Source organism: Enterobacter sp. QK-SA4 (genome assembly GCF_056856775.1).
In genome coordinates this window covers 1,434,410-1,449,320 of record NZ_JBXFXH010000007.1, presented here as the reverse complement: position 1 = coordinate 1,449,320, position 14,911 = coordinate 1,434,410, and the positions used below count along the sequence as shown (strand labels likewise).

Below are 14,911 nucleotides of genomic sequence, written 5' to 3'. Positions count from 1 at the left end.
ACCACTTAACGGGTCGCCTTTTTTATTTACAGCAGCTCTCGCGCCGCCGATACAATGTCATGTGCCGTCAGGCCATACTCCTTCTGCAGGAAATCTTGCGTCCCCACCTGTCCGTAACGCTCCTTGACGCCCACCCGCCGCATCGGTACCGGGCAGGTTTCCACCAGTACTTCCGCCACCGCCGATCCCAGCCCGTTGTGAATACTGTGGTTTTCACAGGTGACGATGCGCCCGGTTTTCTCGGCGTAGTTTTTCACAAGCATCCGGTCGATGGGCTTCAGGGTAAACATGTCGATGACCGCCGCGCTTACCCCCTCCTGCTCAAGCTGGCGCGCCGCCTCCAGCGCTTCCGCCACCATGATGCCGTTGGCAATCAGGGTAATATCGGTTCCTTCGCGCAGCACGTTACCTTTGCCGATGGTGAAGGTTGAGCCCGGGGCGTACACGCTCGGTGCCTGCTTGCGGATGGTGCGTACCCAGTAAAAGCCTTCGAGGTCGATAAGCTGGCGCAGCACGTCCTTAAACATCACCGCGTCGGTCACCTCCAGCACCACCGAATGCGCCAGACCGCGTACGATGCCCATATCCTCAAACGACATATGTGTTCCGCCGTTATGGCAGGCCGTCACGCCCGCATCCGAGGCAATCACCTTCACGTTGTTGCGCTGATAGTCCAGGGACATAAACAGCTGGTCGAAGCAGCGACGGCTGGCAAACGCGGTGAAGGTATGAACGAACGGTTTACGCCCGGTAAGCGACAGCCCCGCCGCCGTGCCGATGATGTTGGCCTCCATAATGCCGCAGTTAATCACGTGCTGCGGATAATCGCGCGCCACGCCGTCCATCGCCATCGAGCTCATCAGATCCGCTTCCAGGGCGATAATCTCGCTTCCCGCCTCAATCTGCTTTGCCACAAAGCCCGCGTAGACCTTACGCATCTCAACGGCGTCTTTCTCTCCTGCCGGTGCAACCTTAATCATGTGAAGCCTCCAGTTGGCGAATCGTCTCGTTGAGGGCCGCTTTGCTCTCCGTGGTCAACCGCAGGTGGTGCGAGTTGCTGAGCTGTTCCAGGTACGGCACCCCCTGCCCTTTGATGCTGTCGAGGATGACGACTAACGGACGCGCGTCGGCAGCCGGGACCCGCGACGTCACCGCCAGCAGGCCCGGGATGTCGTCGCCCTTCACCGTCGCCACGTCAAAGCCAAAGGCGCGGAATTTCCCCTCCAGGTCGAACGCGCTGATGATCTCGTCCAGCTCGCCGTCGAGCTGCTGTTTGTTCCAGTCCACGAACACCGTCAGGTTGTTCAGGCGATGGTGGGCAATAAACTGGAAGGCTTCCCAGCACTGCCCCTCGTTCAGCTCGCCGTCACCGACGATGCAGAAGACGCGGTTCGGTCGCCCCGCCAGCCTGTGCGAAAGCGCCATACCGCCGGCAATGGAGATCCCCTGCCCCAGCGAACCGGTGGTGGCGTCCACGCCGCGCGTTTTCAGACGGTCCGGGTGGCTTGGCAGGCGCGTGCCGTTCTGGTTCAGGGTGCTCAGCTCTTCCACCGGGAAGTAGCCCTTGATCGCCAGCGTGCTGTAGAGCGCCGGTCCCGCATGGCCTTTCGACAGGACAAAATAGTCTCGCTCCGGCCAGTCCGGATCCGCCGGGTCGATTTTCATCACCGCACCGTACAGCACGGCCAGGGTTTCGACCACCGACATACTGCCGCCATAGTGCCCAAAACCCAGCTGCGTCAGGGATTTCAGCGTCTCAAGACGGATCTGACGCGCGAGTTCGGTTATCTCTTTCTCATTCATGATTTGGCTCCGGTGTTTTCCTGCGCGTTACCGCCCGCAGGTTTGTTTTTCGCGAAGACGTTGTACGCCACCAGCAGCGCGAACAACGCCACAACCAGTCCGGTGATGGCAAGCGGCGACAGGAAGCGCGCCAGGTTGCCGAGGACAATCCCGACCGCGCCGAAGTCGGCGTCCGAGAAGGTGGTGTTGGCAAAGCCAATGGCGCCCAGCACCGGCAGCAGCAGGACCGGCAGGAAGGTGATCAACAGGCCGTTAGCAAAGGCGCCAATCATTGCCCCGCGGCGTCCGCCGGTGGCGTTACCAAACACGCCCGCCGTTGCGCCGGTGAAGAAGTGCGGCACGACGCCCGGGAGGATCAGCACCCAGCTAAACTGACCGCAGATGAACAACCCTACAATCCCGCCGAGGAAGCTGAACAGGAAGCCAATCAGCACCGCGTTTGGCGCATACGGATACACCACCGGGCAGTCCAGCGCAGGACGCGCGTTCGGCACCAGTTTCTCCGAGAAGCCGGTAAAGGCCGGAACGATTTCCGCCAGAATCAGGCGCACGCCCTGCAGAATGATGAACACGCCCGCCGCGAAGGTGATCGCCATGATGATGGCGTAGACCAGGTAATTCTGACCGCCGCTGAAGGTGGCCTCCACGTACTCACGTCCGGCGCTCACCGCCATGATCAGGTAGATAATCATCATGGTCAGGGAGATCGAGATCGAGCTGTCGCGCAGGAAGCTCAGGTTCTTCGGCAGGTTCATCTCTTCGGTTGAGCGGGAGCCTTTGCCGACCTTGCTGCCAATCCAGCCGGACAGCACGTAGCCCAGCGTGCCGAAGTGGCCGAATGCAATCTCATCGTTGCCGGTAATGCGCTTCATGTAGCGCTGGGCAATCGCCGGGAAGAAGGCCATGATCAGGCCGAGGATCAGCGAGCCGGTAAAGACCAGGCCCACGCCCTCAAAGCCCGCTACCGTCAGGATCACGCCAATCATGCACGCCATGTAAAACGTGTGGTGTCCGGTCAGGAAAATGTACTTCAGGCGGGTAAAGCGCGCGACGATAATATTCGCCACCATGCCGAAGGCCATAATCAGCGCGGTCGCTGCACCGTATTTCTCCAGCGCAATTGACACAATCGCTTCATTGTTTGGAATAATGCCCTGAATCGTAAAGGCGTGCTCAAACATACCGCCCAAAGGATTTAATGACCCCACCAGCACCGTAGCGCCGCCGCCCAGCACAATAAAGCCGAGAATGGTTTTAATCGTCCCTTTCACCACGTCCGAAAACGCTTTTTTCTGCGCAACCAGACCAATAAGCGCAATTAAGCCGACCAGCACCGAAGGGACTTTTAAAATATCAACAACGAAATTCAGCGTTTCAAGGATAAACATATCCACCTCGCCTTATCAGGGTTATTGTCTTTCGAACCAGGCGCGCAGCTGCGCTTCAAGTTCGTTGATGTCGATGATGTTGTTAATCACCACCAGCTGGCTTTCCGGCACGCTGGCGCTGGCCGCAATGTCTTTTGCCATCACGAACAGATCGGCCGCGCCCGGCGTGGCCGAGGAGAGATCGGAATGTTCAACCTCAGCCTCAATCTCCAGTTTTTTAAGCACCTTTTTAATATTCATTTCGACCATAAAACTGCTGCCCAGGCCGGAGCCGCAAATAGCCATGATTTTCATTGTTGTCCCCTTATTTTGAGTAGAGCACGCCCCATCACGCTGTCGCGTAATGTTGTGAATAATCGGATTAAAGAATTAAATCAGAAGCGGTCAATAATCGTTTTAATTTCCTCCAGGGTATTCGCCTGATGCAGTTTCTCCATATCCTCGTCGCTGGAAAATAATTCTGCGAGTGCGGATATCATTTCGATATGGCTATGTTTATCCGGTGCCGCGAGCATAATAATCACATCGATAGGGTCAAACTCACCGGCACCAAACGAGACGCCCTGTTTTAGTTTTAATAAAGACAACCCCAGTCCTTTGGCGCCTTCCTCCGGCCGCGCATGCGGCATCGCCAGCCCTGGTGCCAGCACATAATAGGGTCCTAACGCGTGGTGCTGCTGGATGATGGCCGTGACGTATTCAGGCTCAATCACCTGCAAATCCATAAGCGGCTTCGCGCACAGCTCCAGCGCCTGCGGCCAGTTTTCCACGCTATCCTGCAGCGTGATGGTTGTATCATATATCCATTTTTTGAGCACTTTTTACTCCCGCTACACGCTAAAGATGAGCAAACTTTATTCAACACATCGCTGGATGACTGCGATCGCGATCACAAAGATAGCGCTACCAATACTTAACATCCAGAAATGTGATAGCGCTATCAAATTGCAATCACGGCGCTAAATCACAGCAAAAAAAGGGATTTAAGGCGTATACTGCCTGTCACGTCAAGCGAAGGAAATGAAGAACGCGTCTGGTCAGCAGGAAGGTGTATGTCTCTAACCCGAAAACGGCGCAGTACTGGTAAAGTGACACTCGCCGATGTCGCACAGCTTGCCGGTGTGGGCACGATGACCGTGTCCCGTGCACTCCGCACGCCCGAACAGGTTTCCGATAAACTACGAGAAAAAATTGAAGCTGCCGTGCAGGAGCTGGGTTATATGCCGAATCTTGCCGCCAGCGCGCTTGCCTCGGCGTCGTCGTGGACGATAGCCATGGTGGTGCCTAACCTCTCCGAAGCCGGCTGCTCGGAGATGTTCGCCGGGCTACAGCAGGTGCTACAGCCTGCCGGGTATCAGATCATGCTGGCAGAGTCCCAGCATCGTCTTGAGCAGGAGGAGAAGTTGCTGGAGACGCTGCTGGCGTCGAATATTGCCGCCGCTATCCTGCTCAGCGTTGAACATACCGATACCGTTCGCCACTGGCTGAAAAACGCCTCCATTCCGGTGATGGAGATGGGCGCCATGCGCGCCGACCCGATTGATATGAATATCGGGATTGATAACGTAGCGGCCATGTATGAACTCACGGAAATGGTGATTAAGCGCGGCTACCAAAATATTGGCCTGCTGTGCGCCAACCAGGAGCAGTGGATTTTCCAGCAGCATCTGCAGGGCTGGTACAAAGCCATGCTTCGCCACCATATGTCGCCAACCCGGGTCATTAACGCGGCGATGCCGCCAAGCTTCTCGACAGGCGCGGCACAGCTGCCTGAATTCCTGCTGGCGTGGCCGGAGCTGGATGCGCTGGTATGCGTCTCAGATGAGCTGGCCTGCGGGGCGCTGTACGAGTGCCAGCGCAGGCGAATCAAGGTGCCGGACGACCTGGCGGTGGTAGGTTTTGGCGATAGCGACGTGAGCCGCGTCTGTCAGCCGCCGCTGACGACGATGGCGGTGCCGCATCGTAAGATTGGAATTGAAGCCGGGAAAGCGTTGCTGGAGCGTCTGAATGACGGTGACTGGCGCGATCAAAAGCCCATCGCGTCCAGTCTGTGTCTGAGAGAAAGTTGCTGAATATTACTCAGCCTCTTCCTCTTTCTCTGATTTGGTCGATTCGTTTTTGGCGTTGCGGGTCATCCACAGCGCCAGCGCTTTTAACGAATCCGGCGTGAACTCGTCGCAGCGCGCGGTGATCTCTTCCGGCGTCATCCAGCTGACTTCACTCACCTCTTCTTCCTGCAGAGCGAACGGCCCGTGGGAGACGCAGCTAAACAGCCCGCCCCAGACGCGGCAGTTTTCGTCTTCGAAATAGAACTGGCCGTGCTCGGCAAACGGCACGCCGGCGATACCTAACTCTTCTTCTGCTTCTCGACGCGCGGAATCCAGCAGCACTTCATCTGCCTGGACAACACCGCCTGCGGTGGCATCCAGCATACCCGGGAGAAAATCTTTGGTGTCCGTGCGGCGCTGGACCAGAATTTTGCCCATACCGTCATGCACAACGATGTACGTTGCGCGGTGGCGCAGACGCTCCGCACGCATTTGTTCGCGGCTGGCCTGCGCGATCACTTCATTCTCTTCGCTGACAATGTCAACCCACTCTGTACTTGCCAAATGACTCTGCTCCACCATCGGGAAACCTTCTCTTCTAAGCGCTCTTTCGGCGCGTTTGCAGTTGAGGTGTAACTTACGGATTAATCGCTACCTGCGCAATAACTTGCTGATCATTAAGTGCGATAACGCGCAGGGTATTTCCATCCAGCATGCCATAGCTCGCTGGATAACCGCCTTTCGGTATGCTGACCGATCCCGGGTTGAAGTGATAAATCTCACCGCGCTTTTCAGCAACCGGAATATGAGTATGACCGTAAACCAGGACATCGCCAGCCGCGAGCGCCGGGAGATTATCCGGGCTAAAAAGATGCCCGTGCGTCAGGAACAGGCGGCTTTGTTCCAGCAGCACCTGCTGCCATGGCGCGGTAAGGGGAAAATGCAGCAGCATCTGGTCCACTTCGCTGTCGCAGTTGCCGCGAACGGCGATGATTCGTGAGGCGTACGGGTTGAGCTTTTCCGCGACCTGCGCCGGAGCGTAGCCGTCCGGCAGCGCGTTGCGCGGGCCGTGGTTGAGCACATCCCCCAGTATAATCAGCCACTGCGCGCCGCTTTGTGCAAACAGGGAAAGGACACGCTCGGTAGCGGGCAGCGATCCATGGATATCCGACGCAAACATCAGTTTCATCAGTCACTCCTCGGGAAAACAGACTGCCCCCATCATACCTGAAGCGTCCGGGCTTATCAGCCCGCGCGCCTGGCAGATAGTGCCACATAGCGCTGCACGGAGGCACGCTGCCACTGAAACGCGGCATAATCCACCAGCAGCTGCGGCACCTCATCGCCGTTGAGGATCAGGCGGTTTAGCATCAACGCAAGATCGGCGTCGGCAATGCACCACTCGCCGAACAGGTTCGGGTTGCCGTGTGCGAGGAGCGAGGTGGCGGTTTCAATGAGTTTTTGCGCGCTTTCACGACCTTCAGCGCTGAGCGCTGGCTTTTTCACCCCGGCGAACACGACGTCCGTTGAGCGTTCCACGCGAATTGGCACCAGATCGCTTCGCAGCCACGCCTGGATCTGCCGCGCCCGCGCGCGTTTTTGCAGGTCGTGAGGATAGATGCGCTCCCACTCGGGCGGCGCGAACCGATCTTCCAGATATTCATCAATCGCCGACGATTCGCTCAGGGCAAAACCGTCAATCTCCAGCACCGGCACGCGTCGGGTCAGGTCGTAACCCTGCCACTGTGGCTTGAGATGCTCACCGCCGTCGAGATCAACGGTCTTCAGCGTAAAAGTGAGTCCTTTTTCGGCCAGCGCAACGTATACGCTCATAACATAGGGAGAAAAGAAATTCGCATCGGACCACAACGTGATTACGGGCTGGTTCATAACATCCTCATCGGCTGATCGGGTTTTTACTCAACATATAATCTCTTTGCGTCGCTGTCACTTGATGAAAACTCACGATTTACAACAACCACCTATACTCATTTGTCATGGCACCACTATTCGCATGGACAGGAGTTGAGAATGATCGACCTTTATTACGCCCCTACCCCAAACGGCCATAAGATCCCCCTCTTTCTTGAAGAAGCCGAGCTGGATTACAGGATCATTCGCGTGGATATCAGCAAAGGCGAACAGTTCAGCCCTCTCTTTCTGGCTATATCGCCGAATAATAAAATCCCGGCCATTATTGATAACCAGCCGGCGGACGGGGGCAGGCCGCTGAGCCTGTTTGAATCCGGTGAAATTTTGCTCTACCTGGCGGAGAAAACCGGCAAACTGCTGAGCGGCGAACTGCGCGAGCGTCACCATACCCTGCAATGGCTCTTCTGGCAGGCGAGCGGGCTGGGGCCCATGCTGGGGCAAAATCATCATTTTACCGCTTACGCCCCGCAGCCCATTCCCTACGCGATCGAACGCTATCAGGTTGAGACTCAACGGCTGTATGACGTTCTGAACCGTCGGCTGAAGAAAACGCCGTGGCTCGGGGGCGATCATTACAGTATTGCCGATATCGCCTGCTGGCCGTGGGTGAATACGCATGAAAAACACCGAATTGACCTGGCCGCTTACCCGGCGGTGAATAACTGGTTTGAGCGCATTCGGACCCGCCCGGCCACCAAGCGGGCGATGCAAAAAATCCAGCAGATTTAACCCTCTATGAGGCTGGGTGCCCGCGAGCCTCTCATGTATGATGAGCGTGAAATACTGACACGGAGAAGACCTGCAATGTCACAGCCAGACGCTATTATTCGCATAAAAAATTTACGCTTACGTACCTTCATCGGTATCAAAGAGGAAGAGATCGCCAACCGTCAGGATATTGTCATTAACGTGGTAATTCACTATCCCGCAGACAAAGCGCGGGCCAGCGAAGACATCAACGACGCGCTGAACTACCGCACAATAACCAAAAACATCATTCAGTACGTGGAGAATAACCGCTTCTCTCTGCTGGAAAAATTAACTCAGGATGTGCTCGATATCGCACGCGAACATCACTGGGTCACTTATGCTGAAGTTGAGATCGATAAACTTCACGCCCTGCGCTACGCCGATTCCGTCTCCATGACGTTAAGCTGGCGACGCCAGGCGTAACCCTGGAGGTTGTATGAAGATTTTGCTGACCGGCGGCACGGGCCTGATTGGTCGTCATCTCATTGCGCGTCTGCAGGCCTTGCATCACGACATTACCGTGGTCACGCGCAGCCCGGAGAAAGCGCGCCAGGTGCTGGGGGCGGGTATCGATATCTGGAAAAATCTGGCCGAGCAGCAAAATCTGGACGGCTTCGACGCCGTCATTAACCTCGCGGGTGAACCCATCGCCGATAAGCGCTGGACGGAAGAGCAAAAACAGCTGTTATGCAGCAGCCGGTGGAACATTACCGAAAAGCTGGTCGAGATGATCCGCAATAGCCATACCCCGCCTTCGGTGCTGATTTCGGGTTCAGCGGTAGGCTATTACGGCGATCTCGGTGAGGTGGTGGTGACCGAGGAAGAGCCGCCGCATAACGAGTTTACCCACAAGCTTTGCGCCCAGTGGGAGCGTATCGCCTGTGCGGCGCAGAGCGATCGCACCCGCGTCTGCCTGCTGCGGACAGGCGTCGTGCTTGCGCCTAAAGGCGGTATTCTGGCGAAGATGCTTCCCCCTTTCCGGCTCGGACTCGGCGGCCCCATCGGCAATGGTCGTCAGTACCTGGCGTGGATCCATATCGACGATATGGTCAACGGGATTCTCTGGCTGCTGGATAACGATCTGCGCGGGCCGTTTAACATGGTTGCGCCGTATCCGGTACGTAACGAACAGTTTGCCCATGCGCTGGGGCATGCCCTGCACCGCCCGGCGATATTGCGTGTGCCTGCCACGGTGATTCGCCTGATGATGGGTGAAGCGTCTGTGCTGGTATTAGGCGGGCAGCGGGCGCTGCCAAAACGGCTGGAAGCGGCCGGGTTTGCGTTCCGCTGGTATGAATTAGAAGAGGCGCTGGGGGATGTGGTGCGGTGAATATGTTACAGTGACAGGCCATGTTCCGAAGATATGGCGTAACAATGGCAACGATCACCACTCCCCGGCTTCACCTCACTCCTTTCGAACCCACTGACTGGGCTTTCTTCCGCTCGCTGCGTGAAGATCGCAGCATCATGCGCTACATGGCCGCCATCGCGCCGGAAAAAGAGACCCGCCGCGTGTTTGCCGCGCGGCTGATGGCGGAGCATGTCTTCGTGATCCGCTCTCTGGAGGACGATACGCCGCTGGGCGATATTGGCCTGCAAATCAGCCCTGAGAATCGTGAAGAGGCCGATATCGGCTATACGGTTGTGCCTGCCGCGCAGGGAAAAGGGATTGCCAGCGAGGCGCTGCGCGCGGTGTGCGATTACGCGTTTAACAAGACCAGCGTAAAAGCGATTAACGCATATGTGCTGGCGGACAACGGCGGTTCGGTGCGCGTGCTGGAGAAAGCAGGGTTTGTGCGTACGCAGGTGCTGGAAAAGGCGTATGAAATTGACGGCGTGCGCTATGACGACTGGGTGTATCGGCTGGAGTATGCCGGCCGGCATCGGAATTAGTAGGCCCGGTAAGCGAAGCGCCACCGGGCGATTAGGCTTCACTGCGGTCTGATGCCCTCACCCCGACCCTCTCCCACAGGGAGAGGGAGAACACCCAGTCCGTAGGCCCGGTAAGCGAAGCGCCACCGGGCGATTGGGCTGCACTGCGGGCTGATGCCCTCTTTACTTCAGAGATCCTTTGAGGAACTGCTGCAAACGCGGGCTTTGCGGGTTCGCCAGCACTTCGTCCGGGTGCCCCTGCTCTTCAATTTTCCCCTGATGCAGGAAGATGACGTGGTTCGAGACGTTTCGGGCGAAGCCCATCTCGTGCGTCACCACCACCATCGTTTTGCCCTCTTCGGCCAGCTTCTGCATGATGCGCAGCACTTCGCCAACGAGTTCAGGGTCCAGCGCGGAGGTCGGTTCGTCAAACAGCAGCACTTCGGGCTCCATCGCCAGCGCGCGCGCGATAGAGACACGCTGCTGCTGACCGCCGGAGAGATGCACCGGGTATTTCATCTGCTGGCGCTCGTCGATACCCACTTTCGCAAGGTATTTCACCGCGCGCTCGCGGGCTTCCTGCTTGCTCAGGCCCAGCACCTGAATCGGCGCTTCCATCACGTTCTCCAGCACCGTCATGTGGCTCCAGAGGTTGAAGTGCTGGAACACCATCGTCAGGCGCGTACGCAGCAGTCGCAGCTGGTTCTTATCTGCAACCTTCAGCTGGCCGTCTTTATCACGTACCAGATTGATATTCTGCCCGCTCACCACAATCGAGCCTTCACTCGGTTTTTCGAGGAAGTTAATGCAGCGCAGGAAGGTACTTTTCCCCGAGCCGGATGAGCCGATAATACTGATCACGTCGCCCGCATTCGCCTGCAGCGACACCCCTTTCAGCACTTCATGTTCGCCGTAGCGTTTGTGCAAATCAATAACGTTTAATTTGTTCTCAGCCATCATCTTTCTCAGTGCGTCGAAGAAGGTTTTATATGCTGCAACCAGCGTTTTTCAGCCTTACGGAACAGGCTTATCAGAACATAAGAGATAATTAAATAGAGCACCGCCGCAATGCCAAACGCGGTAAACGGCTGATAGGTCGCGGAGTTAATATCGCGCGCAATTTTGAGCAGATCCGGCACCGTCGCGGTAAAGGCGAGCGCGGTGGAGTGCAGCATCAAAATCACTTCGTTACTGTACGCCGGCAACGCGATACGCAGCGCCGACGGCAGAATAATGCAGCGATAAAGTTTCACCGAGGAAAAGCCGTACGCGCGCGCCGCTTCAATCTCACCGTAAGGAACAGAGCGAATTGCCCCGGCGAAAATCTCGGTGGTGTAGGCGCAGGTGTTGAGCGTCAATGCCAGCACCGTACAGTTCAGGCCGCTGCGGAAGAACGCGTTCAGCATCTCAGTGCCTTTTACGATCTCAAACGTATACATCCCCGAATAGAACACCAGCAGCTGCACGTACAGCGGCGTACCGCGAAACACGTAGGTGAACAGCCAGATCGGGAACTGGATAAATTTATTGTTCGACACGCGGCCAATGGCAAGAAACACCGCCAGAATACCGCCCATCACCACGGAGGAGATCAGCAGCCAGAGCGTAATCGCCACGCCGGTAAAGCGGTAGCCATCCGTCCACAGCAGCGATTTCCAGTATTCCTGAATAATCTCAATCACAGGTCAGCCCTCTTCACACCCACGGAGTAGCGACGCTCGAGCAGAAGCAGCACACCATTGGAGACGGTCGTAAAGACCAGATAAATCACGCCGCAGACCACCGCAAAGTAGAACGGCTCCCAGGTGCTCTTGCCCGCCAGCTGAGTCGCTTTCACGACGTCTTCCAGACCGAGCAGCGAGACCAGCGCTGTCGCTTTGAGGATAACCTGCCAGTTGTTGCCGATGCCCGGGAGCGCATAACGCATCATGGCCGGGAACATAATCCGACGAAACGTTTGTGAAGAGGTAAAACCAAATGCGGTTGCCGCCTCAATATGGCCTTTCGGCACGGCCATGTAGGCACCACGGAAGGTTTCGGTGAAGTAGGCACCGTAGATAAAACCGAGGGTAATAATACCGGCCACCATCGGGTCGATATCAATTTGTCCCATGCCCATCGCGTCCGTTACGCTGTTAAGCGCAATCTGCAGACCGTAAAAGATAAGCAGCATCAGCACCAGATCGGGAACGCCGCGAATAAGCGTGGTGTAGCCTTCAAATATGAGCGCCAGCGGTTTGTTAGCCGAAAGCTTCGCCCCTGCGCCCGCCAGACCTATCAGCACCGCCAGCACCACGGAGCTGATAGCCAGTTCAAGGGTGACAAGCGCGCCCTGTAAAATAACGCCAGAAAATCCGTACAGCATACCGCGAGCCCTGTCGTATCGTGAGTGGTGGAACCGTGTCTTTTCCCCTCCCACATCGGGAGGGGCCGCACGTTATTTGACGGGGCGATTAGCCGCCGTAAACATTAAAATCAAAGTACTTTTTCGCCAGCTTGTCGTAGGTGCCGTCAGCGCGCATTTCAGCAAACGCTTTGTTCAGCGCCTCACGCAGTTCGTTGTCTTCTTTGCGCAGGCCCATACCGGTGCCCACACCAAACAACTTCACGTCCTTAATAGACGGGCCGCCAAACTTGTAATCTTTACCCACCGGCGTTTTCAGGAAGCCTTCGCTTGCCGCAACTTCATCCTGGAATGCCGCATCAATTCGGCCTGCCGTCAGGTCAGCGTAGATATTTTCCTGACCCTGATAGGAGACGATTTCAATCCCCTTCGGCGCCCAGTGTTCGTTGCCGTAGGTTTCCTGCGTGGTGCCCTGCAGCACGCCGACGCGTTTGCCTTTCAGCGACTCCAGCGTTGGCTGAATATCAGACGATTTCGCCACCACCAGACGAGAATCGGCCGCGTAGAGTTTGTCGGTGAAGGCAATCTCCTGCTGGCGTTTTTCGGTGATGGAGAGCGAGGACATGATCACGTCGATTTTTTTCGCTTTCAGGGATGGGATCAGCGCATCCAGCGGGTTCTCAACGTAGGTACACTGTGCTTTGATGCGTTTGCACAGCTCATTAGCCAGATCGATGTCAAAACCCACCAGTTCACCCTTTGAATTCTTTGATTCAAACGGCGCATAGGTTGGATCGGTACCAATTCGAATTTTCTGCGGAATGGCTGCGAATGCCGCGGTGGCGCTGGAAAAGGCCAGTACCAGAGATAGTGACAACACGAGTTTTTTCATATTTGTCCTCAACAAACTGTCTTCATACGGGATTTTTACGACGACGGGGTGGTGCTAATGTGCCATCAATCCCCTCTGTCAGGCAAAGACTAATGCCCTTCAGGCGGGAATTTTTGCATTATAAATGCGTAAGTATGCACAAAGCGATCCAATACGGTGCAACAAATGCACCGCATTGGGTCAACCACTCCCGCAACGCACCTTTGCGGTGCGTTAGCGCCAGGTATTATTCACCGTATACGTTGAAGTCGAAGTATTTCTTCGCCAGTTTGTCGTAAGTCCCGTCTTTACGCAGCTCTGCAAAGGCTTTGTCGAAGGCGGCTTTCAGCTCGGTATCATCCTTGCGCAGGCCAATACCGGTGCCGTCACCAAAGTATTTTTTGTCTTTTACCGACGGGCCAGCAAACGCATAGTCTTTACCCGCAGGCTGTTTCAGGAAGCCTTCGCTCGCGGCGACTTCATCCTGGAATGCCGCATCCAGACGGCCTGCGGCCAGGTCAGAGTAGATCAGATCCTGGTTCTGGTAAGCCACCACGTCGACGCCCTTCTCGCGCCAGGTCGCATTGGCATAACCTTCCTGCGTCGAACCCTGAAGCACGCCAACATGCTTGCCTTTCAGCGAGTCGATGGTGGGCTTAATCGGGGAGCCTTTCGGCGCAATCAGGCGAGAATCCGCGGCGTAGAGCTTGTCAGAGAAGGCAATCTCCTGCTGGCGTTTTTCGGTGATGGAGAGAGAAGAGATAATGGCGTCGATTTTCTTGGCTTTCAGCGACGGGATTAACGCGTCAAAGTCGCTGCCCACCCATGTGCATTTCACCGCAATGCGTTTGCACATTTCATTTCCCAGATCGATATCAAACCCCACGAAATCGCCTTTCGCATCCTTGGAAGAGAATGGCGCGTAGGTTGCGTCTGTACCGATACGAACCGTCTGTGGAAGCGCTGCGTAGCTACCTGCCGCCGCACTTAACCCCACGAGCAAAGACAGAGCCAGAACCGTCTTCTTCATACATTTACCCTCAAGTACCGTGATTTTATTATGTATTGTGTTGTGTGTTGTGTTGCAGGCTTCATCTTGCAGGTCTTATGCCACATTGCCGTCTGGTCAAAACTTCGACGTTAAATATGTTAATAAAACGTTGCGATATTGCCTTAATGGTGAAAGATAGCAGGTCTGCCGAACGAACCGGAAAGAGAAAAAGGGAAAAAACGAATTAAATGTCGAGGATATGATCGCCGTTGCATAATTGCCCTGAAACAGGGCAACGTCTCTTTTCATGCACTCTGTTTGTGCACAGAATCAGGCCCCTTGCCAGCGGGTGAAGAGATCTTCGGGCAGGTCGATGTCAAACTGATCCAGCACGCGGTTAACGGTCTGATTAATCACGTCATCCAGCGAGATCGGGCGATGATAAAACGCCGGAACCGGCGGCATGATGATGGCCCCAAGTTCGGCGGCCTGGGTCATTAAACGCAGATGACCGAGATGCAGCGGCGTTTCCCGCACGCAGAGCACAAGAGGACGACGCTCCTTCAGCACCACATCCGCCGCGCGCGTCACCAGGGTGTCGGTATAGCTGTTCACAATGCCGGAGAGCGTTTTAATGGAACAGGGCAGGATAACCATGCCGGCCGTTTTAAACGAGCCTGAGGAGATGCTGGCGGCGATATCACGGGCATCGTGAACCACGTCTGCCAGTGCCTGAACATCGCGCAGGGAGAGATCGGTTTCCAGAGAGAGGGTCTGCCGCGCCGCCTGGCTCATCACCAGATGGGTCTCGACTTCCGCCACGCTACGCAGAACCTGTAACAAACGTACGCCGTAGATCGCGCCGCTGGCGCCGCTGAGCCCAACAATGAGTCGTTTCATGATTTTCGCCCT

19 protein-coding genes are annotated in these 14,911 nt (G+C 56.1%); 5 read left to right on the top strand and 14 right to left on the bottom strand.

Annotated features, from left to right (window positions below):
* Window positions 1-26: 26 nt before the first annotated feature.
* The 5 genes from AC1VYI_RS08555 to AC1VYI_RS08535 form a co-directional block, all read right to left on the bottom strand.
* Entirely contained in the window at window positions 27-980 is a 954-nt protein-coding gene (locus AC1VYI_RS08555) for a transketolase family protein (RefSeq protein WP_134867330.1), read from the bottom strand.
* A complete protein-coding gene (locus tag AC1VYI_RS08550; RefSeq protein WP_223604494.1) occupies window positions 973-1,803 on the bottom strand; it encodes a transketolase in 831 nt (276 codons plus the stop codon). The genes AC1VYI_RS08555 and AC1VYI_RS08550 overlap by 8 nt, the downstream gene beginning before the upstream one ends.
* Window positions 1,800-3,191 carry a PTS ascorbate transporter subunit IIC gene (locus tag AC1VYI_RS08545; RefSeq protein WP_023312548.1) on the bottom strand — a complete coding sequence of 464 codons (1,392 nt, stop codon included), beginning with the start codon at window positions 3,189-3,191 and terminating at the stop codon, window positions 1,800-1,802. The genes AC1VYI_RS08550 and AC1VYI_RS08545 overlap by 4 nt, the downstream gene beginning before the upstream one ends.
* 21 nt (window positions 3,192-3,212) lie before the next feature.
* Entirely contained in the window at window positions 3,213-3,485 is a 273-nt protein-coding gene (locus AC1VYI_RS08540; protein ID WP_003861447.1) for a PTS sugar transporter subunit IIB, read from the bottom strand.
* Window positions 3,486-3,565: 80 nt separating this feature from the next.
* Entirely contained in the window at window positions 3,566-4,009 is a 444-nt protein-coding gene (locus AC1VYI_RS08535; protein ID WP_134867329.1) for a PTS sugar transporter subunit IIA, read from the bottom strand.
* Window positions 4,010-4,243: 234 nt separating this feature from the next.
* On the opposite strand from AC1VYI_RS08535, the gene AC1VYI_RS08530 reads away from it, so the two are divergent.
* On the top strand, window positions 4,244-5,263 hold the full coding sequence (locus tag AC1VYI_RS08530; RefSeq protein WP_023312550.1) for a LacI family DNA-binding transcriptional regulator: 1,020 nt from the start codon (window positions 4,244-4,246) through the stop codon (window positions 5,261-5,263).
* A 3-nt stretch (window positions 5,264-5,266) separates the two neighbouring features.
* Here AC1VYI_RS08530 and yfcD read toward each other — a convergent pair whose 3' ends face one another.
* Genes yfcD through yfcF form a run of 3 tightly spaced genes read right to left on the bottom strand, consistent with a single transcriptional unit; the run spans window position 5,267 to window position 7,129 of the window.
* A complete protein-coding gene (gene yfcD / locus AC1VYI_RS08525) occupies window positions 5,267-5,821 on the bottom strand; it encodes an NUDIX hydrolase YfcD (RefSeq protein WP_023312551.1) in 555 nt (184 codons plus the stop codon).
* A gap of 55 nt (window positions 5,822-5,876) precedes the next feature.
* Window positions 5,877-6,428, bottom strand: a complete 552-nt coding sequence (gene yfcE / locus AC1VYI_RS08520; protein ID WP_023312552.1) for a phosphodiesterase — start codon at window positions 6,426-6,428, stop codon at window positions 5,877-5,879.
* Window positions 6,429-6,484: 56 nt separating this feature from the next.
* Complete coding sequence (yfcF, locus tag AC1VYI_RS08515; RefSeq protein WP_023312553.1) at window positions 6,485-7,129, bottom strand: glutathione transferase; 645 nt, start codon at window positions 7,127-7,129, stop codon at window positions 6,485-6,487.
* 141 nt (window positions 7,130-7,270) lie between these two features.
* On the opposite strand from yfcF, the gene yfcG reads away from it, so the two are divergent.
* The 4 genes from yfcG (at window position 7,271) to AC1VYI_RS08495 (ending at window position 9,814) form a co-directional block, all read left to right on the top strand.
* On the top strand, window positions 7,271-7,900 hold the full coding sequence (gene yfcG / locus AC1VYI_RS08510) for a GSH-dependent disulfide bond oxidoreductase (protein WP_134867328.1): 630 nt from the start codon (window positions 7,271-7,273) through the stop codon (window positions 7,898-7,900).
* A gap of 75 nt (window positions 7,901-7,975) precedes the next feature.
* Window positions 7,976-8,344 carry a dihydroneopterin triphosphate 2'-epimerase gene (gene folX, locus AC1VYI_RS08505; protein WP_023312555.1) on the top strand — a complete coding sequence of 123 codons (369 nt, stop codon included), beginning with the start codon at window positions 7,976-7,978 and terminating at the stop codon, window positions 8,342-8,344.
* A 13-nt stretch (window positions 8,345-8,357) separates the two neighbouring features.
* The gene (locus AC1VYI_RS08500; RefSeq protein WP_134867327.1) at window positions 8,358-9,251 is read left to right on the top strand and encodes a TIGR01777 family oxidoreductase; all 894 of its coding nucleotides are present in this window, start codon (window positions 8,358-8,360) and stop codon (window positions 9,249-9,251) included.
* Window positions 9,252-9,295: 44 nt separating this feature from the next.
* The gene (locus AC1VYI_RS08495; RefSeq protein ID WP_205915737.1) at window positions 9,296-9,814 is read left to right on the top strand and encodes a GNAT family N-acetyltransferase; all 519 of its coding nucleotides are present in this window, start codon (window positions 9,296-9,298) and stop codon (window positions 9,812-9,814) included.
* 162 nt (window positions 9,815-9,976) lie between these two features.
* Here the strand turns inward: AC1VYI_RS08495 and hisP are convergent, their stop codons facing one another.
* The 6 genes from hisP to AC1VYI_RS08465 form a co-directional block, all read right to left on the bottom strand.
* Window positions 9,977-10,750 (bottom strand): histidine ABC transporter ATP-binding protein HisP, encoded by a 774-nt coding sequence (hisP, locus tag AC1VYI_RS08490; protein ID WP_045354320.1) that lies wholly within the window; start codon window positions 10,748-10,750, stop codon window positions 9,977-9,979.
* A gap of 8 nt (window positions 10,751-10,758) precedes the next feature.
* Window positions 10,759-11,475: an ABC transporter permease gene (locus AC1VYI_RS08485; RefSeq protein ID WP_134867326.1), complete on the bottom strand. Its 717-nt coding sequence runs from the start codon at window positions 11,473-11,475 to the stop codon at window positions 10,759-10,761.
* Window positions 11,472-12,158, bottom strand: a complete 687-nt coding sequence (locus AC1VYI_RS08480; protein ID WP_014832782.1) for a histidine ABC transporter permease HisQ — start codon at window positions 12,156-12,158, stop codon at window positions 11,472-11,474. The genes AC1VYI_RS08485 and AC1VYI_RS08480 overlap by 4 nt, the downstream gene beginning before the upstream one ends.
* An 88-nt stretch (window positions 12,159-12,246) precedes the next feature.
* A complete protein-coding gene (gene hisJ / locus AC1VYI_RS08475) occupies window positions 12,247-13,029 on the bottom strand; it encodes a histidine ABC transporter substrate-binding protein HisJ (protein ID WP_008502592.1) in 783 nt (260 codons plus the stop codon).
* Window positions 13,030-13,255: 226 nt separating this feature from the next.
* Window positions 13,256-14,038, bottom strand: coding sequence for a lysine/arginine/ornithine ABC transporter substrate-binding protein ArgT (gene argT / locus AC1VYI_RS08470; protein WP_023312560.1), 783 nt, complete (start codon window positions 14,036-14,038; stop codon window positions 13,256-13,258).
* Window positions 14,039-14,329: 291 nt separating this feature from the next.
* Complete coding sequence (locus AC1VYI_RS08465; protein ID WP_134867325.1) at window positions 14,330-14,899, bottom strand: UbiX family flavin prenyltransferase; 570 nt, start codon at window positions 14,897-14,899, stop codon at window positions 14,330-14,332.
* Window positions 14,900-14,911 lie beyond the last annotated feature (12 nt).